A 23129-nucleotide genomic window follows, 5' to 3' on the forward strand; every position below is an offset into this window, starting at 1 on the left:
CATGATAGATTTTGGGACAATTGCAACCGCGATGGTAACACCGTTTGATAAAAATGGTAATATCGATTTTGCAAAGACAACGAAATTGGTAAATTATTTAATTGATAACGGTACAACAGCAATCGTGGTAGGAGGGACGACTGGAGAATCTCCTACATTAACATCAGAAGAAAAAGTAGCGTTATATCGCCATGTCGTATCTGTTGTCGATAAAAGGGTGCCCGTCATCGCTGGAACAGGTAGCAATAATACGCATGCTTCTGTTGATTTAACAAAAAAGGCAACTGAAGTTGGTGTTGATGCAGTTATGCTAGTGGCACCGTATTATAATAAACCGAGTCAAGAAGGGATGTACCAGCACTTTAAAACAATCGCTGAAAGCACTCCGCTTCCGGTAATGCTATATAATGTTCCAGGACGATCTATTGTACAAATCTCCGTTGATACAGTTGTTCGTTTATCAGAAATAGAAAACATTGTTGCGATTAAAGATGCAGGCGGCGATGTATTAACAATGACAGAAATCATTGAAAAAACAGCGGACGACTTTGCAGTATACAGCGGTGATGATGGTTTAACATTACCAGCTATGGCAATTGGAGCAAAAGGTATTGTTTCTGTAGCATCTCATGTTATCGGGAATGAAATGCAAGAAATGATTGCTGCATTCCAAGCTGGAGAGTTCAAAAAAGCGCAGAAATTACATCAATTACTAGTAAAAGTAACGGATGCACTATTTATGGCGCCGAGCCCAACACCAGTAAAAACAGCATTACAAATGGTGGGATTAGATGTAGGTTCTGTACGTTTGCCACTTCTTCCATTAACGGAAGAAGAAAGAATAACGTTACAATCCGTAATGCAATCTATTCCTCGTTAATAAAAATGACCTAGTGTGAAACTAGGTCATTTTTATTTTGACTAACTATATGTAAGTGATGAAAATTAGCTATAGTTAATAGGCTGTAATAAGAAGGGGATGGCAGGGGGGAGAATTAGTAAGAAACTGATTACAGAGATAAGGTTTTTTTAGTGAATATCGTTTCATGTTTATGTAAAGAATTTACATGAATATTTTTCCATCAAACTCTTATTACGTAGGGAAAATAGTAAAACCGATATGAATTTTGCCCTCTTAAATTATAATCTCATTTTAGTGTCTTCTCTTGTCTTTCGCATAATTTAACTTGTGTTCTATTTCTTGTATCAGTTATAATATGGCTAAGTAGCTTAGTACGGGTATGCTTAGCAAAATTGGTAAAAATTACGATTTAATGAAATTTTCATATCATATCGAATAAGATATTTGATTTATATAATGAAAGAGAGGTGAAACCTGGTTTAAAAAATTAACAAGGACATGATATCGCATAACGGTAAGGACATTCGTCTTGGACGGTGAATATATGGTGGTTGTAGAGTTTCCCCTGGTGTCTCTGCAATTTTAGTGAAATCAGTGTTTGCAAGATTTTTAAACCAGGCAACAACATGAAGAGAAAAGAGAATGAGTCTGTTAAAGTATTTGCTCTTGGCGGAGTAGGTGAAATCGGTAAAAACATGTACTGTGTTGAAATTGATTCTGAAATCTTTATTGTAGATGCAGGATTGATGTTCCCGGGAGATGAAATGTTTGGGATTGATATTGTTATTCCTGACATTACATATTTAGTAGAAAATCAAGAGCGAGTAAAAGGACTATTTATTACCCATGGTCATGAAGATCATATTGGTGGAATTGTTTATGTGCTTCGTAAATTATCTATTCCAGTATATGCGACGAAATTAACGGTAGGACTTATACAAGAAAAGCTTGGCGAAGCAGGAATGTTAGGCCGTGTAGACTTAAAAACAATTGACTCGAATTCAACAGTAGAGTTTAATTCAACAAATGTGTCATTCTTCGGAACGACACATAGTATTCCGGATTCTGTGGGTGTTTGTTTCCATACATCAAAAGGTGCTGTAGTATATACAGGAGACTTTAAATTTGATCAAACTCCAATCGGAAATAGTGGAGCAGATCTTGGGAAAATGGCGCAAATTGGAAATGAAGGCGTACTTTGCTTGTTATCTGATAGTACAAACGCTGAACGTCCTGGTTATACAGGTTCGGAAAAAGAAGTTGGTATAGAGATTTCTAAAGTATTCTATAGTTCAGAAGGGCGTATTATTGTTGCTTCATTTGCCTCCAATGTACATCGTATTCAACAAGTGTTTGATGCAGCTGCTGAAACTGGAAGGAAAGTAGCGGTAGTAGGACGTAGCATGGTGAAAGTGGTAGATATTGCAAGACGTCTTGGTTATTTAGATGTTCCAGAAGGTATGGTTATTTCATTACAAGAAATAGACAATTTCCCGGAAAAAAAGGTAGCTATCTTAACGACTGGTAGTCAAGGGGAACCGATGGCAGCCCTTTCTAGAATGGCGAAGCAAGCTCATAAACAAATTTCAATTCGTAAAGGTGATACTGTTATTATTGCAGCTTCTCCAATTCCAGGGAATGAAGTATCTGTATCAAAAATTATTGACTTGTTATTTAGATCTGGTGCTGAGGTTATTTATTACGGTGAAAGAAAAGTTCACGTTTCAGGTCATGGTAGCCAAGAAGAATTAAAGCTGATGATAAATTTAATGAAGCCGAAGTATTTTGTACCCGTACATGGTGAGTTCCGTATGCAAAAAGCACATGCGTATTTAGCGGAAGATGTAGGTATTGCGAGAGAGAATATCTTTATCGTAGAAAAAGGCGATGTAATTGCTTTTGGTGACGATGAAGCAAAATTAGCTGGTAAAGTGCAAGCTGGTAATGTTTTAATTGATGGATTAGGTGTAGGTGACGTCGGTAACATCGTTCTTCGAGATAGAAAGATGTTATCTCAAGATGGAATTTTAGTTGTTGTTGTAACACTAGGTAAGGATGAAAAGAAAATAATCTCTGGTCCAGAAATTATTTCACGCGGCTTTGTATATGTTCGTGAATCAGAAGCATTAATCGAACGATCCACAGATATTGTACGTATGATTGTTGAACAATCAATTAAAGAATATACAATTGAATGGTCTATGTTGAAACAAAATATTCGTGAATTATTAGGGCAGTTCTTGTACGAAGAAACGAAGAGAAAGCCAATGATTTTACCGATTATTATGGAAGTATAAAGAAGGTCACCTTTACAGGTGATCTTTTTCTTTTTTAACCCTATCGAATGAAATTCATAACTTAAGAAATAATAGTTATATACGAGTGAAAGGGGATGCGATATGACAGAACGTGATCGTTATACAAATGAAGAAAAAGAAGCTGAGCCGAAAGAAGTTCCAAAAGAGGCTTCTATAGTGGAGAAAATTCAGCAACTTGGACAGACAAATGTACCACAAATGAATGAATCGCGTATTCATTGCTTAACAATTGTTGGGCAGGTGGAAGGTCATATTCAGTTGCCACCACAAAATAAAACAACAAAATATGAACACATCATTCCGCAAATTGTCGCGATTGAACAAAATCCAAAAATTGAAGGCTTACTGTTAATATTAAATACAGTTGGGGGTGACGTTGAAGCTGGATTAGCGATTTCTGAAATGGTGGCTTCGCTTTCAAAGCCAACTGTATCTCTTGTTTTAGGAGGAGGGCATTCAATCGGTGTACCGATTGCGGTCTCAACTGATTATTCATTTATTGCCGAAACAGCGACGATGACAATTCATCCGATTCGTTTAACAGGTCTTGTTATAGGTGTGCCACAAACATTTGAGTATTTGGATAAAATGCAAGAAAGAGTCATTCGATTTGTGACAAAGCATTCGAAAGTAACGGAAGATCGTTTTAAAGAGCTTATGTTTGCAAAAGGGAATTTGACGCGAGATATTGGGACGAATGTAATAGGTGGAGATGCAGTGAAGTATGGTCTTATAGATGGTGTCGGTGGTATTGGTAGCGCACTTCGAAAATTAAACGAATTAATTGATGAACACAAGGATAATAGTACAGAAGGGACAATGCTACAATGATTTTATATACAATTATGCCAGAGCAACTTGTGTATCCGGCCGATTATTCACAATGCGAAAGCCAAAAAGTTGTGAATATAAATGGCGTGGAATTAGTGGTTTCTGAGGAGGATAATCAATGTTACTCTATTGTACGTGTATTAAGTACGAATCCGTCTCACTACCTAGAGTTTGAGCCTGGACAGAAAATTACCTTTTAGCAAAAAGAAGGATTTTGTTTAGGAGCTATGGTATAATATAAAAAACAAGACGGTTGAGCAGCCATGAGTAGGCTGCTTTCTTCTGTTTATTTAACATTTTACAAGAAGTGTAAAAATAGAAGATATAAAGACCTGAAAAATAGAGAGAAAGACATGTAAGTAGAGCTTTTTTATAAGAAAGTTGTACTTAATTTTTAGAACACGAGGTGAAGAAATGGCAAAACAAAAGCAAAGAGGGACGAAGGCTAAGGCAAGACGTACGATAAAGCCAACTTTGTATTATGAAATCGTCGGGTTGACTCTTTTTGCACTTTCGATTATTACGATTTTACAGCTAGGTGTTGTAGGGAAATCGTTTGTGTTATTTTTTCGCTTCTTCTTTGGTGAGTGGTACATAATTGGTGTATTAGGTGTAATAGCTTTATCTGTTGCGTTTGTAATAAAGCGGGGATGGCCCAACCTTTTAAATAAACGGCTAATAGGTGTTTATTTAATTGTACTAGCAATATTAATGTTTAGTCATATTACATTATTTAACCTGCTTACGAAAGATGGAGCTGTGCAAAATACTTCTGTAATTGTTAGTACAAAAGATTACTTCTTCCTTGAAATGAAAAAGGGCCCGGATAGTGTTCATTTAGGTGGTGGTATGTTCGGTGCACTGATGTTCGCAACGTGCTACTTCTTATTTGACGAAGTAGGGGCATATATCATTGGAATTATTTTAGTTATTCTTGGAATACTTTGTATAACAAATAAACATATTGGAGAAGTACTTGCTCCGGTAGGGAGAATTCTTAGAAGTCAGTTTCAAGTCATGCAAGGGGATTATAAAGATTGGAAATCTCAAAGGGTCGCCGAGCAAACTGAAAAGAAAAAAACAACAAGAAGCAAGAGGCGTGAACGTGTTGCTGAACAAGAAGAAGCTATTGAGCCAGTAGAAGAAATAGAAATTGGTCCACCAATTATTTCGAATTTTACTGAGAATTATCCAGTACGTGAAGAGACGGAAAAGCAGATAGAAGAAAATGATTTAATCACTCCTCCGTTTATTGAAGAGGCAGTTCCGCCTGCGCCAGAAGAACAACCTCACAAGAAACGAGGAGAAAAAATCGTTGAATCGCTAGAAGGTGAAACGAAAGCACCTCCTATGCAATTTTCTAATGTGGAAAATAAAGATTATAAGCTTCCTTCGCTTGATATATTAAAGTTTCCCCAAAATAAGCAAGTTACAAATGAAAATGCGGAAATTTATGAAAATGCTCGTAAATTGGAACGTACATTCCAAAGTTTTGGTGTGAAAGCGAAAGTAACAAAAGTACATAGAGGTCCTGCAGTTACGAAATATGAAGTGTATCCTGATATGGGAGTAAAGGTAAGTAAAATTGTTAGTTTAAGTGATGATTTAGCGCTTGCTTTAGCAGCGAAAGACATTCGTATTGAAGCACCTATTCCCGGGAAATCAGCTGTAGGGATTGAGGTTCCGAATTCAGAAGTTTCTATGGTAACGCTGAGAGAAGTTCTTGATTCAAAGGCGAATAACCACCCAGAAGAGAAGTTATTAATCGGTCTTGGACGTGATGTTACAGGAGAGGCTGTATTGGCACGTTTAAATAAAATGCCCCATTTATTAGTAGCTGGTGCGACTGGTAGTGGAAAGAGTGTATGTATTAATGGAATTATTGTAAGTATTTTAATGCGTGCAAAACCGCATGAAGTAAAATTAATGATGATTGATCCGAAAATGGTAGAGTTAAATGTATATAACGGTGTTCCGCACTTATTAACACCAGTCGTAACTGATCCGAAAAAAGCATCACAGGCTTTGAAGAAAGTTGTGAGTGAAATGGAGCGTCGTTATGAATTATTCGCGCATAGCGGTACGCGTAACATTGAAGGATATAATGATTATATTAAAGAACATAATAGCCAATCGGAAGCGAAACAACCTGAATTACCATATATTGTAGTAATTGTGGACGAGTTAGCTGATTTAATGATGGTTGCTTCTTCGGATGTAGAAGATGCGATTATGCGTTTAGCACAAATGGCACGTGCTGCTGGTATTCATTTAATTATTGCGACTCAGCGCCCGTCAGTTGATGTTATCACAGGTGTTATTAAAGCGAATATTCCATCGCGTATTGCATTTGCTGTATCTTCCCAAATAGATTCTCGAACGATTCTTGACGGTGGTGGTGCAGAAAAGTTGCTAGGTCGTGGAGATATGTTATTCATACCAATTGGTGCATCGAAACCTGTTCGTGTACAAGGGGCATTTTTATCAGATGATGAAGTTGAGAGAGTCGTAGAATCTGTTATTGCGCAGCAAAAAGCGCAATATCAAGAGGATATGATTCCACAAGATGTTCCTGAAACAAAGCAGGAAGTAGAAGATGAATTATATGATGAAGCGGTTCAGCTTGTAGTAGAAATGCAAACAGCATCTGTTTCTATGTTACAACGTAGATTTAGAGTAGGATATACGCGAGCAGCTCGTTTAATTGATGCCATGGAAATGAATGGTGTAGTAGGTCCTTATGAAGGTAGTAAACCAAGGGGAGTACTCATTAAAGATGTACAAGAAAAAAGTTCTTAAAAAAAGCCTAATTGTTTTACAATTAGGCTTTTTTATATGCTGTTTTTGTTATATACTATATTCAACAGAAAAGAAAGTGCTTACATAATAGGGAGCTCTTTAGAATACGAATGCTTATCGTTTTGGTTTTCGAAACGTTCGATATTTAATGTAGAAAAATGTTGAATTCTGTTGACACATATGGGAGCAAGTGGTAAGATTACTTCGAAAAGAATCACTGCCTCATATAATCTTGGAGATAAGGTCCATAAGTTTCTACCTGGCAACCATGAATTGCTAGACTATGAGGGGAAAAGTGTGTAACAAAGGATGTAAGGAATCTTTGTGCCGAACTTTTTCTCTATATGAGAAATGTTTATGGTACAAAGTTTTTTTTATGGAATAAAGTGTGAAAATTTCATCTTGAAAAATTATTAATATTTATTCGATAATTACGCTTATTTTTAGTATTTAGTAATTTATACTATGTTGTAAGTTGAAAAAAGAGAGAAGAAGTCTTACATCAGAGGTCGAATAATTGAAATGCGGGGGAGTCTTATGTCAGTAAAATCCGATAGTCGTCACCTATATTTGCGGGTGATTGATCACATCAAAGGAAAAATTAAAGATGGGGCTTACAAAGAAAAACAAAAGTTACCTTCAGAGTTTGATCTAGCGAAAGAACTTGGTGTAAGTAGGGCAACTTTAAGGGAAGCACTACGTATTTTAGAAGAAGAAAATGTTGTTATTCGTAGACATGGTGTAGGGACATTTGTAAATGCGAAGCCGTTATTTTCTTCTGGAATAGAGCAACTTTCTAGTATTACAGATATGATTTCTAGTGTGGGGAAAACACCAGGAACAATCTTTTTATCATCATCTACAACAACTTTAACAGAAGAAGAAAAAGAGAAATTTAATTGTGAAGATGCTTTTAGCGCAGTAATGATTGAACGTGTTCGTACAGCGGATGGGGAACCAGTTGTATATTGCATTGATAAACTGGCAAAAGAGATATTACCAGATTTATCGGGATACAATGAGGAATCGCTGCTTACAGTAATACATAATAATACGCACAAGCGTATCACATACGCAGTTGCTCACATTGAACCGATTGGTTATCACCCGAAAATTTCACCGATTTTAGAATGTGAACCTGAAACGGCACTGCTAGTTTTAAAACAAATGCACTATGATCAAAATGATGAGCCAATCTTATATTCTATTAATTACTTTAGAGCTGATAAGTTTAGCTTCCACGTATTAAGAAAACGTATGTAGGGAAGTTCCTTTTTAGGGAGGTGACAGCAAGAAGTAAGGGACAGCAGCGTATGAATCATTAGACAAAACATTTCAGGAGGGGTTTCTAGTATGAAGAAAAAAACAGGTCTTTTATTATCGTTAACGTTAGCAGCAAGTACAGTGTTAGGTGCATGTGGTAACTCGGATAAAGCGGATAGTGACAAAAAAGGGGATAAAGAGTTTAAGGTTGGTATGGTTACAGATGTTGGGGGCGTTGATGACAAATCATTTAACCAATCAGCTTGGGAAGGTTTAACGAAATTTGGTAAAGACAACGATTTAAAGAAAAATGAAGGATATCGTTACCTTCAATCAAGTAAAGATGCTGATTACATTCCAAATTTAACGAAATTTGCGAAAGATAATTATAACACAACATTTGGTATTGGATACTTAATGGAGAAATCAATTGAAAAGGTGGCTGAACAGTATCCAAAAGAGCAATTTGCGATTGTAGATACAGTTGTAAAGAAGCCGAACGTAACAAGTATTACATTTAAAGACCATGAAGGTTCATTCCTAGTTGGAGCTGTAGCAGCGATGACAACAAAATCAAATAAAGTTGGTTTTGTTGGTGGTGTGAAGAGCCCGTTAATTACAAAATTCGAATCAGGTTTTAAAGCTGGTGCAAAAGCAGTAAATCCAAATATCGAAATTGTATCACAATATGCTGATGCATTTGATAAGCCAGAAAAAGGATCTGTATTAGCTTCAGCAATGTACGGTCAAGGCGTTGACGTAATTTACCATGCTTCAGGTGCAACTGGTAACGGTGTATTCACAGAAGCGAAAAACCGTAAGAAAAAAGGTGAAAATGTTTGGGTAATCGGTGTTGACCGTGACCAAAATCAAGAAGGCATGCCTGAAAATGTAACTTTAACTTCAATGGTAAAACGTGTTGATGTTGCAGTAGCAAAAGTAGCGCAAGAAGCGAAAGATGGTAAGTTAAAAGGCGGTAAAGTAGAAGAGTTCGGCTTAAAAGATGATGGCGTTGGTATTGCGAAAACAACTGATAATGTGAAAAAAGTAAACCCAGAAATTTTAACAAAAATAGAAGAGTTTGAGAAGAAAATCACTGCTGGTGAAATTAAAGTACCTGCGACTGATGATGAATATAAAGCATACGAAGCTGCTCTAAAGAAATAATGATAGAGCAATAGCAAAGGTTAGTTCTTAGAACTAACCTTTGCATATATAAAAATACTTTTAATAGAGTGTAATTAGGGAGTGTTCCCTGCTAGAAGGAGGAACAAAATGGAATACGTAATTGAGATGAACAATATTACAAAAGTATTCCCAGGCATTGTAGCGAATGATGATATTACGCTGCAAGTAAAACAGGGAGAGATACACGCTTTACTTGGAGAAAATGGTGCAGGGAAATCAACGTTGATGAATGTACTGTTCGGTTTGTATCAACCAGAACAGGGCGAAATTAAAATTAAAGGAAACCCTGTAAAAATTACAAATCCGAATATTGCAAATGACCTTGGAATTGGGATGGTCCATCAGCACTTTATGCTTGTTCATAATTTTACAGTTACAGAGAATATCATTCTTGGAAATGAGCCGAAGAGAAAAGGGAAAATAGCTGTTGAAGAGGCTGCAAAAGAAATTAAACAATTATCTGAACAGTACGGTTTAGCTGTTGATCCAAATGCAAAGATTGAAGATATTTCGGTTGGGATGCAGCAAAGGGTTGAAATATTAAAGACGCTTTATCGTGGTGCGGAGATTTTAATATTCGATGAACCGACTGCAGTGTTAACTCCTCAAGAAATTCATGAGTTGATTCAAATTATGAAAAAGCTTGTGCAAGAAGGGAAATCTATCATTCTTATTACACATAAATTAAAAGAAATTATGGAAGTTTGCGATCGTTGCACAATTATTCGTAAAGGTAAAGGAATTGGTACAGTTGACGTTGCGGAAATGGATGAACATAAACTTGCAGAATTAATGGTCGGACGTCAAGTGAATTTTAAAACAGAAAAAATAGGGGCCAAACCGAAAGAGGAGGTTCTGTCTGTTGCGAATCTTGTCGTTCATGATGCACGCCAATTACCTGCTGTAAAAGGCCTTGACTTAACTGTTCGTGCAGGAGAAATCGTTGGTATTGCAGGGATTGATGGAAATGGTCAAAGTGAATTAATAGAGGCGATTACTGGTTTACGAAAAGTTGAGTCAGGTTCTATTGCAATTAAAGGAAAAGAAATAACGAATTGGCCTGTTCGAAGAATTACAGAGGAAGGAATAGGTCATATTCCAGAAGACCGTCATAAACACGGGCTAGTTCTTGATTTTTCTGTTAAAGACAATATAGTTTTGCAAACATACTATAAAAATCCATTTTCAAAGAAGGGGATTTTAAACTTTAGCAAAATCACAGAGAAAGCAAAGGCGCTTATTGAACAGTTTGATGTACGTACACCTAGTGAACAAACATTAGCGCGTGCTCTATCAGGTGGAAATCAGCAGAAAGCTATCATTGCACGTGAAGTAGATCGTAATCCAGATTTATTAATTGCAGCACAACCAACACGTGGTTTAGATGTAGGTGCAATTGAATTTATTCATAAAAAATTAATCGAGCAGAGAGATAACGGGAAAGCGGTATTACTTCTATCGTTAGAACTGGATGAAATTTTAAATGTAAGTGATCGAGTTGCTGTTATATATGAAGGGAAAATTGTAGCAATTGTCGATGCGAAAGAAACAAATGAACAACAGCTTGGTTTGTTGATGGCTGGCGGAACGGAGAAAGAGAAGGTGAATACAAATGGCTAAAAAATTTTTAACGGAGCGAACAATTAACATTTTAGTTCCTGTATTATCCGTTATTTTTGGTTTACTTGTTGGTGCCATTGTAATGTTAGTTAGTGGATATGATCCAATTGTTGGGTATGCAGCGCTTTGGGAAGGAATGGTTGGAAATCCGCAGGCTATCGGTGAGACGCTACGTACGATGATTCCACTCGTGTTAGCTGGTCTGTCTGTTGCATTTGCGTTTCGTACAGGTCTCTTTAACATTGGGGTAGAAGGACAATTATTGGTTGGATGGCTTGCCGCTGTCTGGTTTGGATATGCAGTATCGTTACCAGCATTTTTGCATATTCCGTTATCTATTTTAGTAGCCGCGATTGCCGGTGGTTTATGGGGATTTATACCTGGATATTTAAAAGGAAAGCTTAAAGTAAATGAAGTAATTGTCACAATTATGATGAACTACATTGCACTTTATGTTACGTATGATCTTATTAAACGTTTTATACATGAAGGTAATGAGAAATCTTATGATGTACAAGCGAGTGCTTCATTAGCTTCTGATTGGCTATCTTCATTGACAGATGGATCTCGTTTGCACTGGGGAATTGTTGTAGCTATTTTAATTGCTATTGTAATGTGGTTCGTATTAGATAGAACTACGTTAGGATATGAGTTGAAATCGGTTGGTTTTAACCAAAATGCATCGCAATATGCAGGGATGAAAGTCTCTCGTAATGTTGTATTATCAATGACAATTGCTGGCGCTTTTGCTGGAATTGGTGGGGCAATGGAAGGTCTAGGAACATTCCAAAGTATGACGGCAATGACATCGTTTACTGGTATTGGATTCGATGGGATTGCGGTAGCTCTTCTTGGAGGAAATAATCCGTTTGGTATATTATTATCGGCTTTACTGTTCGGTGGTTTGAAAAGTGCAGCCCCGCAAATGAATTTTGAAGCAGATGTACCTTCTGAGTTAATTAATGTTATTATCGCATGTATTATTTTCTTTGTTGCTTGCAGTTATGTTTTACGCTGGGCACTTACACGCATGAGCAAGGAGGGGAAATAAATGAGCTTTATAGATATTTTAGCCATTCTTGTGACTGGTACGTTATATACGGCAGCGCCACTTATTTTTACGGCGTTAGGTGGAGTGTTCAGTGAACGTTCTGGGGTTGTAAATATAGCCTTAGAAGGTTTAATGTTATTTGGTGCATTTACTGGTATCGTTACAACGTTATTAATGGGTGATACGTGGGGAGCAATGACTCCTTGGATTGCACTATTATTTGCAGCTATTGGTAGTGGATTATTTGCACTTCTTCACGCAGTAGCGTCCATTACATTCCGCGCGGATCAAGTAGTAAGCGGGGTAGCGATTAACTTTTTGGCGCTCGGTTTAACAGTATTTGCGATTAAGAAAATCTTTGGTAAAGGACAGACTGATTTTATTCAATACCGAATTGAAAAAATCGATGTTCCAGGACTTTCGGATATTCCGGTAATCGGGAAAATCTTTTTCTCAAATGTACCGTTAACATCGTATATTGCCATTATTTTAGCATTTGTTGTTTGGTACATTATTTATAAAACACCGTTCGGTCTTCGTCTTCGTGCTGTTGGTGAACATCCAATGGCAGCAGATACGATGGGAATTAATGTATATAAAATGCGTTATATTGCAGTTTGTATATCTGGAATGTTTGCAGGAGTGGGTGGTGCGGTCTTCGCAATGTCGATTTCTGGTAACTTTTCAGGTGCTACAATTACTGGACAAGGTTTCTTGGCACTAGCAGCTATGATCTTTGGTAAATGGAATCCACTTGGTGCTCTTGGAGCAGCGCTGTTCTTCGGATTTGCTCAATCACTTGGGATAACAGGTGGTACAATTCCTATATTAAAAGAAATTCCAAGTGTATTCCTAACGATATTACCGTATGTATTTACAATATTAGCACTCGTTGGTTTTGTAGGCCGATCTGAAGCTCCGAAAGCATTAGGAACGCCTTATGAAAAAGGAAAACGATGAGTATTTAGAAAGTATAAAAAAAGCTCGCACATTAGTGCGGGCTTTTTTACATAGAATATATTTAATACGGAATTTTACTATGTTCCTTACATATTAAAGTTTTTAGAAAGACTCAAATGTAAGCATAATAAGGAAGAAAAGTTGATTTTTTATTTCTAAAAACTGTATATTGAAGAGGAATATTCCTACATACGTAAAGGAGGGCTATTAATGAAACTAATGGAACAGCAACTGCATGAATTAGGTGGCTTGCGAGTACATATTATTCCGACTGATAAATTTAAAACAAATACCTTTGTATTTCGTTTTAAAGCACCTTTAAATGAGGAGACGGTGACAGAGCGTGCCCTATTGCCGTACGTATTGCAAAGTGCGACAGAAAAACTGCCTTCTGTAATTCGTCTTCGTCAATATTTAGAAGAATTATATGGATCTTCTTTAGCGGTAGATGTAAGTAAAAAAGGGGAAGACCATATCATCTCTATTTATGTAGACATTGCAAATGAAACATATTTACGCGATGCACCACCGTTATTTGAAAAAGCGCTTTCTATGTTATCTGATATTGTTTTACATCCAGCAACAGAAGGGGACGGTTTTCTATCTTCTATTGTAGAAAGTGAGAAACGAGCACTCTTGCAACGAATTGAAGCTACTTATGATGATAAAATGCGTTATGCAAACGAGCGTTTAATTGCAGAGATGTGCAAAGTAGAACCATATCGCTTAAGTGCAAATGGAAAAAAAGAAAGTGTTGCTTCTATTACAAATGAAAGTTTGTATCAATATTATCAAAAAGTGTTAGCTGAAGATGAAATGGATTTATATATCATTGGTGACATTTCAGAAGATGCTGTGGAGCTTGTAAATAAGTATTTTTCGATTTCACCTCGCGCTATGAAAGAGAGAAATGTACTTCTTCATAAACGAAATAATGAAGAAAAAGAAATTGTTGAAAAACAAGAACTAAAGCAAAGTAAATTAAATATCGGCTATCGCACATTCATTACGTATAAAGATGAAGATTATTTTGCATTACAATTGTTTAACGGATTATTTGGAGGGTTTTCTCATTCGAAGTTATTCGTAAATGTCCGTGAAAAAAATAGTTTAGCGTACTATGCAGCATCGAGATTTGAAAGTCATAAAGGCTTGCTCTTCGTCATGTCTGGAATTGAAGCGAAGAACTTTGAAAAAGCTGTTGAAATTATTAAAGAACAAATGAAAGCAATGCAAAACGGTGATTTTTCAGAGGAAGAGATTAAGCAAACGAAAAGTGTAATTCAAAATCAAATCTTAGAGGCAATTGATACGCCACGTGGCTTTGTTGAAATGCTTTATCACGGGGTGATTTCAGAGCGTACGCGTCCAGTTGAAGAATGGCTAACGGGCATAGAAAGCGTGACGAAAGAAGAGATTGTGAAAGTTGCTAATAATATTGAACTAGATACAATCTACTTTTTACATGGAACGGAGGGAGAATAAATGGAGAAAATTGTGTATGAGCAATTAAAAGAGACGCTATATTATGAAAAACTTCCGAATGGATTAGACGTATATATCTTACCGAAACAAGGCTTCAACAAAACATTTGCAACATTTACGACTAAGTACGGTTCTGTTGATAATACATTTGTACCGCTTGGAAAAGAAGACATGACTCGTGTACCAGATGGAATTGCTCATTTCCTTGAGCATAAATTGTTTGAAAAAGAGGACCATGACGCGTTTCAATTGTTTAGTAAACAAGGTGCTTCAGCGAACGCTTTTACATCTTTTACAAGAACCGCTTATCTCTTTTCCTGTACATCAAATGTAGAGAGAAATTTAAATACGTTGTTAGACTTTGTACAAGAACCGTATTTCTCTGAAAAAACGGTTGAAAAGGAAAAAGGTATTATCGGTCAAGAAATTCAAATGTACCAAGATAACCCAGACTGGCGTTTATACTTTGGGTTAATCGATAGTTTGTTTGTGAAACATCCAATTAAAATTGATATTGCAGGGACGATTGAGTCTATTAGTAAAATTACAAAAGACCTACTGTATGAATGTTATGAGACTTTTTACCATCCGAGCAACATGTTATTATTTGTTGTTGGAGCGATTGATCCTGAAAAAACAATGGATTTAGTTCGTGAAAATCAAGCGAAAAAAGATTACGAAAATCAACCAGAAATCGTTCGCTCTTTTGAAGAGGAACCAGAAGAAGTAAATGAAAAGAAAAAGATTATTTCAATGCCTGTTCAAACTCCAAAATGTTTAGTTGGTATTAAGGCAACGAATTTAAAAGAAAAAGGGCAAGCTCTGTTAAAACAAGAAATTGCACTTACATTACTTTTAGATTATTTATTTGGAAAAGGGTCAGTTCATTACGAATCTTTATATAATGAAGGTCTTATTGATGATTCGTTCTCGTATGACTATACAGAAGAAAATAACTTCGGTTTTGCAATGGTTGGTGGAGATACGAAGCACCCTGATGAATTGGCAGAGCGATTAAAAGGTATTTTACTACAAACGAATTATGATCAGTTAGATGAGACTGCACTGGAACGGGTGAAGAAAAAGAAAATTGGTGGATTTTTACGATCGTTGAATTCACCTGAATATATTGCAAATCAGTTTACACGATATGCGTTTAATGAATCTAGTTTATTTGATGCTCTTACAGTGTTAGAAGGATTAACTGTTCAAGACTTACAACAAGCAGCAAAAACATTATTGATTGAAGAGAAAATGAGTGTCTGCCAAGTGTTACCAAAAAAATGAAGTAATATGTGAATAAAAAACGCAGTATCTATATCCCTCATCTAACGTTTGGTTATTGCCAAATGGTAAGATGAGGGTATTATTTATTTATACATAAAAAGATAAGAGAGGGAATTTATGAAAAAGTATGCATTAGTAACTGGAGGAAGCGGAGGGATTGGCTCTGCTATTTCGAAGCAGTTAATCGAGGATGGTTATACAGTCTATATTCATTACAATAAAAGCGAAGAGAAGATAAGGGGGTTACAAAAGGAGTTTGATGCAGTGATTCCTGTGCAAGCAAATTTAGCTTCTATCGATGGAGCAGAGAAATTGTGGGGACAAATCGAACATCCTATTGATGTTATTGTATACGCAGCTGGAAAGAGTATATTTGGATTAGTAACAGATGTTACTAATGAAGAATTAGATTATATGGTGGAGCTTCAAGTGAAGAGTGTATATAGACTTTTATCGATGGCGCTTCCACCGATGATCGGGCGGAGAAGGGGTAATGTTGTTGTTATTTCATCCATTTGGGGGCAAATAGGAGCGTCTTGTGAGGTGCTGTACTCAATGGTGAAAGGTGCACAAAATTCATATGTGAAGGCTTTAGCGAAAGAAGTTTCTCTAAGTGGATTGCGCGTTAATGCGGTAGCGCCAGGTGCAATCGAAACAGAAATGTTAAATGTATTTTCAGAAGATGATAAAAATGAAATTGCTGAAGATATTCCATTAGGTAGAATAGGACTACCCGAAGAGGTAGCAAAAACAGTCTCCTTCCTCGTTTCGCCAGGAGCTTCTTATATTACGGGGCAAATTATCGGAGTGAATGGCGGTTGGCATTGCTAAAAAATTCTTACATAAAAAACAAGAAATTGTACAAATTAAGCATGATTCTATTACTAAAATAGTGAGGTGCTTAAACATGTCAGTGTTAGATAATTTTGATCAGTGGAAGAGCTTTTTAGGAGAACGTTTAGAACAAGCGGGGGGAAAAGGGCTTGATGGTGGTGCCGTATCAGATATGGCATTTCGTGTTGGTGATTATTTAGCAAATGAAGTAGAAGCGCGCAACGATCAAGAAAAATTATTGTCTGAGCTTTGGAAAGTTGCTGATGAACAAGAGCAACATACAATTGCAAATTTAATGGTGAAGTTTGTACAACATAAGTAAAAGTAGAGAGGAGAAGCTCCTCTCTACTTTTTTTGTATAGTAATTAGGAGGAATAGATTATACATTTAGCTTCCCTATTAAGATGAAATCATATAATATAGTACGTAGGTGTAAAGTAAGCGTAGGGGAGTGATCTTGGATGATTGAATGGTATTTTGAATATGAAATACATAAAAACCGACCTGGCTTACTTGGTGACGTTTCTTCGTTAATCGGTATGCTTGGCATCAATATTGTCACAATTAATGGTGTAGATAATGCACGACGTGGACTTTTGCTTATGTGTGATAATCAAGAACAAATCTCTAGACTTGAATCAATTTTAAATACGATGGATAATATAACGGTAACGAAATATCGTCCGCCAAAGCTTAGAGATAAGCTAGCAGTTAGACATGGTAGGTACATACAACGAGATGCAGATGATAAGAAAACATTTCGATTTGTGCGTGATGAATTAGGATTGCTTGTAGACTTTATGGCGGAGATAATGAAAAAAGAAGGTCATAAATTAATTGGGATACGAGGAATGCCCCGTGTCGGAAAAACAGAATCTATTGTTGCCGCAAGTGTTTGTGCAAATAAGAGATGGTTATTCGTATCATCTACTCTCATTAAGCAAACTGTTCGTAGCCAATTGATTGAAGATGAGTATAGCGACGATAATATTTTCATACTAGATGGAATTGTGTCGACAAAGCGTGCAAATGAAAGACACTGGCAGCTCGTTCGTGAAATCATGAGATTGCCTGCAACGAAAGTTGTGGAACATCCGGATGTGTTTGTGAGTCAGTCAGAATACACATTGGATGATTTTGATTATATTATCGAATTGCGTAACGATTATGATGAAGAAATTCAATATAATTTAGTAGATGAAATTGAGCAAGGTACGCAAAACAATTTCTCTATGTTCGACTTTTAAAGAAATATTGAGGTGTTAGTAGTGACGGAATTAGGACAAAAGCTGACAGAAGCAAGAGAAGCGAAAGGCTTATCTATTGATCAGCTGCATGAGATTACAAAAATTCAAAAACGCCATTTAGTAGCGATTGAAGAAGGCAATTATGATGTGTTGCCAGGAGCTTTTTATGCGCGTGCATTCATTAAACAATATGCAGATGCTGTTGGATTAAATGGAGAGGAACTGCTTGTAGAATATCAGAGTACGATACCACAGTCTGAAAAACGTGAAGTTCCACAAGTATCAACTGGACAAAAAACACAAGAAACAATGCAAAAATCTTCATCATGGCCAATTGCGGATCATATGCCCAAAATTTTGATTGCGTTGTTAGTAATCGCATTTGGAGTGGTAGTCTGGTTTGTTATTCAAGCGTTAACTGGAAAAGATGATAGGCAAGTTCCAAATGCTCAAAGTGAGAAAATTGAGGTTCAAAAAGCAAAAAATTCTCCGCTAGATACAAAGAAAGATGAAGCGAAAGCGGAAGAACCAAAGAAAGAAGAACCAAAAAAAGAAGAGCCAAAGAAAGAGGAACAACCAGCACAACCAACTGGACAGCAAGAGATAAAAGTAGTTGGAACAACTGGTAAGGTATCTACTTTGGAAATTCATAATAATAAAACATTAGAACTGGAAATATCGGGTAAAGGTGCGAGTTATGTAGATGTTAAAGATGATGCTGGGAACGAAATTCTAAACACTACAGTACAAGGTGGCCAAATAGAAAAACGTGATTTATCAACAGTAAAAGAAGTGCGACTTAATATTGGAAATGCAACGAATGTTGAAGTTAAACTGAATGGTCAAGTGGTTGCTTTCCCATTGGATCCAGCAAAAGAACTTCACCAAAGATTGGTGATAAAAAACCAAGGGATAGGGCAAGCTGCGCAATAACAGTCATCGCTTCGATGACTTTTTTCAATGAACAAATGTTTTTGACATGATGGAGGAATAGCTGTGAATTTACCAAATAAAATTACAATATCTAGAATCTTCTTAATTCCAATTTTTATGGTAATTATGTTAGCGCCCTTTGAGTGGGGCTCATTTATAATTGGTGATGTAGAGTTACCAATTCAACATTTAGTAGGGGCACTTATCTTTATTATTGCTTCGGCTACAGATTGGATTGATGGACATTATGCAAGAAAGTATAATCTTGTAACGAATTTAGGGAAATTCCTTGACCCGTTAGCAGATAAATTACTTGTTTCGGCAGCGCTTATCACATTGGTAGAAATGCAATATGTACCTGCTTGGATCGTTATTGTAATTATAAGCCGTGAGTTTGCAGTAACAGGTTTACGCCTTGTACTTGCTGGGACAGGGGAAGTAGTTGCAGCAAATCAGCTAGGGAAAATTAAGACATGGACACAAATTATTGCGATTGCAGCATACTTATTACATGATGTACCGTTAAATTTACTTCATATTCCAGTTGCAGATATTTTCATATGGATTGCATTATTCTTTACCGTTATTTCAGGATGGGATTATTTCTGGAAAAATAAAGATGCTTTTGTAAACTCAAAATAGAAGTTTATGGGGGAATTGGGATGAATGCTGAAATTATTGCGGTTGGAACGGAATTATTACTTGGACAAATTGCAAATACAAATGCCCAGTTTTTATCTGAAAAGTTAGCTTCAATCGGAATTAACGTGTACTACCATACTGTTGTTGGGGATAATAACAAGCGATTACAGAAGGCAATTGAATTGGCTGAAGAACGAGCTGATATGCTCATTTTTACAGGTGGATTAGGACCGACAAAAGATGATTTAACGAAAGAAGCAATAGCGTCTAGTTTAGATGAAGAGCTTGTGTATGATGAAAAGGCATTAACATCGATAAGCGATTATTTTAAGCGTACAGGCCGTGAATTTACGGAGAATAATAAAAAGCAGGCGCTCGTTTTAAATGGATCGACTGTATTTGCGAATGATCACGGTATGGCGCCTGGTATGGGGTTAAATAAGAACGGAAAAGTTTATATTTTATTACCAGGACCACCAAAAGAAATGAAGCCGATGTATATAAGTTACGTAGAGCCTTTTTTATGTAAGTTTACAACGGGGGAAAATATTTATTCTCGTGTTCTTCGTTTTTTTGGTATTGGGGAATCTCAATTAGAGGTGAAAGTTCAAGATTTAATTGATGGACAAACGAACCCAACCATTGCACCACTTGCAAATGATGGAGAAGTGACATTACGTTTAACTGCCAAACATCATGATGCTGATGAGGCGGAGAAACTGATTCAGCATGTGGAAGATTTGATTTTAGAAAGAGTAGGAGAATTTTTCTACGGATATGACCAAGATTTCCTTCATTACAAGGCAATAAGGCTATTGAAGGAAAAAGGGTTAACTTTAGCGTGTGCAGAAAGTTTAACAGGTGGTCTTTTTGGAAATCAAGTAACAGAAAATGCTGGTGTTTCGTCTGTATTTAAAGGCGGTGTCATTTGTTATCAAAATGATGTGAAGCAACAAATTTTACATGTACCTGAAGAAGTGTTGCGTACTGATGGCGCGGTTAGTAAACAGTGTGCTCGCTATCTTGCTGAAAATGTAAAGGAACTGTTAAAAGCAGATATCGGAATTAGTTTCACTGGGGTGGCAGGACCGGATGCTTCAGAGCATAAAGAACCAGGAACAGTATTTATTGGATTGGTGATTAAAGATGAACCAGCTGTAGTCTTCTCGCTTAATTTAAGTGGAAGTCGTCAACAAATTAGAGAACGCTCTACAAAATATGGATTTTATCATTTATTTAAAAAGCTAGAAGAGATATAAATTTCTTCTAGTTTTTTTTGTTGGAAAACCTAGTTTTATTCGATATAAAATAAAAAATCGAATAAATGTTCGATTTTTGTTGGCAAATTGAATTGAAAATAGGTATAATAAGATTAGCAAGTTAGTTAAGGAGGAATTTTGAATGAGCGATCGTCAAGCGGCATTAGATATGGCGTTAAAACAAATAGAGAAGCAATTCGGTAAAGGCTCAATTATGAAATTAGGAGAACAAGCGGAGCGTAGAATTTCTACATTTTCAAGTGGTTCTTTAGCACTTGATGTGGCACTAGGGGTAGGCGGATACCCACGTGGCCGTGTTATTGAAATTTATGGACCTGAAAGTTCAGGTAAAACAACAGTTTCATTACACGCAATCGCGGAAGTACAGCGTCAAGGTGGACAAGCAGCGTTCATTGATGCCGAGCATGCAATGGATCCTGTATATGCACAAAAATTAGGTGTTAACATAGATGAATTACTATTATCACAGCCTGATACAGGGGAGCAAGGACTAGAAATCGCAGAAGCACTTGTACGAAGTGGAGCGGTTGATATTATCGTAATTGACTCTGTGGCAGCTCTTGTACCGAAAGCTGAGATCGAAGGGGACATGGGTGACTCTCACGTTGGTTTACAAGCACGTTTAATGTCACAAGCACTTCGTAAACTTTCAGGTGCAATCAACAAATCAAAAACAATCGCAATCTTTATCAACCAAATTCGTGAAAAAGTTGGGGTTATGTTCGGAAATCAACTACAAGTTGCTTAATCAGAGTGTAGTACTTGAATCTTTATTTGTTTTCTTCATTTAAGTCTTTATAAGGGATTTCTTATAAGGAGAGATTAAAATGGCAGTGACAATTGGAAATAGAACTTATCGAAACATAGAACAATGGCAAGTGGATTTTATTGCGACACATGCGGATAGAAAATTAAAAGATATAGGTAAAGAAATTAATCTTGATGAAAGGCGAGTAGGTGAAATATTAAAGTTACTCGGAATTAAAAGAACCAGACATTGGAAGATTTACTTACCTAAAACCGCAGAAGTTGAACAAGAGTTGAAAAATCCATATTTATCACATGTTGAAATTGCCGTTAAGTATGGCGTATCCGATACATGTGTTGCTAAAAGGAGAAAAGAGCTTAATGTAAAGGTCAGAAAGAAAAATTATGATACTTTACTGGAACAACAGGTTGAACAGATATTGTTAAGCTTAGATTTGGTGTTCATTAAGCAAAAAAGAATCGATAAGTGGTCTATTGATTTCTACTTAGGTAGAAAATATTGTTTAGATGTCCATGGGAAATGGGCACACTCACTCAAAAAAATAAAAGAACGAGATAAAAGAAAACTTTTATTTATGGAAGAGAGCTGCTATAAATATCTTGTTATACATGAAGAAGAACTAGCAAATAAAGAAAAAGTCGCGCAAAAGATTAAGGAGTTTACCATGGGTTTCCCTTGCTAGTGATAGCATGTTAAAAAACCTTGTGAACCTTATTGCCTAAGGGTGTAACTATTTATATAGTTGCTAACGGTGAAGCCCACCATTAATTAGGGTAATACCGTGCCAAGCTCCATAGTGATATGGGGAAGGTGTAGAGACTACCGAAAAGGACTTTTAGTTAACTGAGTAGGGTACGGCAGATGATAGGCTACTGCTGGAAGTGCAAGGCTCTCTGCAAAGAGATGAAGAGATAGTCCGGACTATAGAGATGGAAAATCTATAGATAGTGCCAGAAACAACTCCAGGTGGTCGTGCGTTGAAATTCTATTCAACTGTCCGTCTTGAAGTACGTCGTGCTGAGCAGTTAAAGCAAGGTAACGATATTGTTGGTAATAAAACGAAAATAAAAGTAGTTAAAAATAAAGTAGCACCGCCATTCCGTGTTGCTGAAGTTGATATTATGTACGGAGAAGGTATTTCAAGAGAAGGTGAAATCTTAGATATGGCTTCTGAACTTGATATCGTTCAAAAGAGCGGTGCTTGGTACTCTTATAATGAAGAACGCTTAGGACAAGGTCGTGAAAATTCGAAGCAATTCTTAAAAGAGAATACGGATTTAAGAGAAGAAATTGCCTTCTTTGTTCGTGAACATCACGGAATTGGTGAAAACTCTGGTGTTGAAGACACGGAAGATTCAACTCGTCAAGATTAAAAAATAAAAGACACGGTCCCGTGTCTTTTATTTTTTAATCCACTATGAAAGCGTTGTATATAGCTGGAGATAAAATATTTATTCTATCCAAAAGGCTATGTATAAAGGGGAATATTCATATATTTTAAGTGAATGAATTGGGATTTTCTAAGGTTTTCCAGGATAATATGCCGTCTGTTTTTTTAATCCATATAAGATTCAGGGCTGAAGGTAAAGAAAGTAAAAGTAGACAACGCTTGACAATGAAAATTGCGATAGATACAATGAGAATGTATATTTTTTCTTATATACGATATACTCTTCTCAAGAAGAGAAGTAATATTCGGAGTAAGACTTAAATCTTGCCGAAATAATAATATGACATTTTAATTGTGAAATGAAGAAAGT

Annotated in this window: 20 protein-coding genes, 1 pseudogene and 1 riboswitch; all 21 genes and pseudogenes read left to right on the forward strand. The window is 36.4% G+C overall.

What is annotated here, in order from left to right:
* Position 1 precedes the first annotated feature (1 nt).
* The 21 genes and pseudogenes from dapA (at position 2) to ABH959_RS08025 (ending at position 22742) form a co-directional block, all read left to right on the forward strand.
* Positions 2-880, forward strand: coding sequence for a 4-hydroxy-tetrahydrodipicolinate synthase (gene dapA, locus ABH959_RS07925; protein WP_002014579.1), 879 nt, complete (start codon positions 2-4; stop codon positions 878-880).
* 608 nt (positions 881-1488) lie between these two features.
* Positions 1489-3159 carry a ribonuclease J gene (locus ABH959_RS07930; RefSeq protein ID WP_002014581.1) on the forward strand — a complete coding sequence of 557 codons (1671 nt, stop codon included), beginning with the start codon at positions 1489-1491 and terminating at the stop codon, positions 3157-3159.
* 102 nt (positions 3160-3261) lie between these two features.
* The gene (gene tepA, locus ABH959_RS07935) at positions 3262-4011 is read left to right on the forward strand and encodes a translocation-enhancing protein TepA (protein ID WP_113936839.1); all 750 of its coding nucleotides are present in this window, start codon (positions 3262-3264) and stop codon (positions 4009-4011) included.
* Complete coding sequence (locus ABH959_RS07940; protein ID WP_002088064.1) at positions 4008-4211, forward strand: YlzJ-like family protein; 204 nt, start codon at positions 4008-4010, stop codon at positions 4209-4211. Before tepA ends, ABH959_RS07940 begins: the two co-directional genes overlap by 4 nt.
* 214 nt (positions 4212-4425) lie before the next feature.
* Positions 4426-6810, forward strand: coding sequence for a DNA translocase FtsK (locus ABH959_RS07945; RefSeq protein WP_002014584.1), 2385 nt, complete (start codon positions 4426-4428; stop codon positions 6808-6810).
* Between the two features lie 202 nt (positions 6811-7012).
* Positions 7013-7114, forward strand: a riboswitch (purine riboswitch).
* Positions 7115-7347: 233 nt separating this feature from the next.
* Positions 7348-8073 (forward strand): GntR family transcriptional regulator, encoded by a 726-nt coding sequence (locus ABH959_RS07950; RefSeq protein WP_002088063.1) that lies wholly within the window; start codon positions 7348-7350, stop codon positions 8071-8073.
* Positions 8074-8163: 90 nt separating this feature from the next.
* On the forward strand, positions 8164-9240 hold the full coding sequence (locus tag ABH959_RS07955; RefSeq protein ID WP_002066754.1) for a BMP family lipoprotein: 1077 nt from the start codon (positions 8164-8166) through the stop codon (positions 9238-9240).
* Positions 9241-9348: 108 nt separating this feature from the next.
* The gene (locus ABH959_RS07960; protein ID WP_002066755.1) at positions 9349-10881 is read left to right on the forward strand and encodes an ABC transporter ATP-binding protein; all 1533 of its coding nucleotides are present in this window, start codon (positions 9349-9351) and stop codon (positions 10879-10881) included.
* Positions 10874-11932 (forward strand): ABC transporter permease, encoded by a 1059-nt coding sequence (locus ABH959_RS07965; RefSeq protein WP_002088061.1) that lies wholly within the window; start codon positions 10874-10876, stop codon positions 11930-11932. The genes ABH959_RS07960 and ABH959_RS07965 overlap by 8 nt, the downstream gene beginning before the upstream one ends.
* Positions 11933-12892 carry an ABC transporter permease gene (locus tag ABH959_RS07970; RefSeq protein ID WP_002066758.1) on the forward strand — a complete coding sequence of 320 codons (960 nt, stop codon included), beginning with the start codon at positions 11933-11935 and terminating at the stop codon, positions 12890-12892.
* A gap of 210 nt (positions 12893-13102) precedes the next feature.
* Complete coding sequence (yfmF, locus tag ABH959_RS07975) at positions 13103-14377, forward strand: EF-P 5-aminopentanol modification-associated protein YfmF (protein ID WP_002066759.1); 1275 nt, start codon at positions 13103-13105, stop codon at positions 14375-14377.
* On the forward strand, positions 14378-15664 hold the full coding sequence (gene yfmH, locus ABH959_RS07980) for an EF-P 5-aminopentanol modification-associated protein YfmH (protein ID WP_002014592.1): 1287 nt from the start codon (positions 14378-14380) through the stop codon (positions 15662-15664).
* 117 nt (positions 15665-15781) lie between these two features.
* Entirely contained in the window at positions 15782-16495 is a 714-nt protein-coding gene (gene ymfI, locus ABH959_RS07985) for an elongation factor P 5-aminopentanone reductase (protein ID WP_113936842.1), read from the forward strand.
* Positions 16496-16571: 76 nt separating this feature from the next.
* A complete protein-coding gene (locus ABH959_RS07990) occupies positions 16572-16820 on the forward strand; it encodes a DUF3243 domain-containing protein (protein ID WP_000114449.1) in 249 nt (82 codons plus the stop codon).
* A gap of 139 nt (positions 16821-16959) precedes the next feature.
* Entirely contained in the window at positions 16960-17745 is a 786-nt protein-coding gene (locus tag ABH959_RS07995; protein ID WP_000574107.1) for a DUF3388 domain-containing protein, read from the forward strand.
* 21 nt (positions 17746-17766) lie between these two features.
* Complete coding sequence (locus ABH959_RS08000) at positions 17767-18678, forward strand: helix-turn-helix domain-containing protein (protein ID WP_002088056.1); 912 nt, start codon at positions 17767-17769, stop codon at positions 18676-18678.
* A 63-nt stretch (positions 18679-18741) separates the two neighbouring features.
* Entirely contained in the window at positions 18742-19320 is a 579-nt protein-coding gene (gene pgsA / locus ABH959_RS08005) for a CDP-diacylglycerol--glycerol-3-phosphate 3-phosphatidyltransferase (RefSeq protein ID WP_002014596.1), read from the forward strand.
* A 20-nt stretch (positions 19321-19340) separates the two neighbouring features.
* Complete coding sequence (locus ABH959_RS08010) at positions 19341-20579, forward strand: competence/damage-inducible protein A (protein ID WP_002137911.1); 1239 nt, start codon at positions 19341-19343, stop codon at positions 20577-20579.
* 142 nt (positions 20580-20721) lie between these two features.
* Positions 20722-21330 (forward strand): annotated as a pseudogene (gene recA / locus ABH959_RS08015) (recombinase RecA); the annotation flags it as partial.
* 97 nt (positions 21331-21427) lie between these two features.
* Positions 21428-22051, forward strand: coding sequence for a PDDEXK family nuclease (locus tag ABH959_RS08020; protein WP_002137908.1), 624 nt, complete (start codon positions 21428-21430; stop codon positions 22049-22051).
* A gap of 265 nt (positions 22052-22316) precedes the next feature.
* Complete coding sequence (locus ABH959_RS08025; RefSeq protein ID WP_002088046.1) at positions 22317-22742, forward strand: recombinase RecA family protein; 426 nt, start codon at positions 22317-22319, stop codon at positions 22740-22742.
* Positions 22743-23129: the final 387 nt, after the last annotated feature.

The organism is Bacillus sp. RC51, from assembly GCF_044908115.1.
GTDB lineage: Bacteria > Bacillota > Bacilli > Bacillales > Bacillaceae_G > Bacillus_A > Bacillus_A mycoides.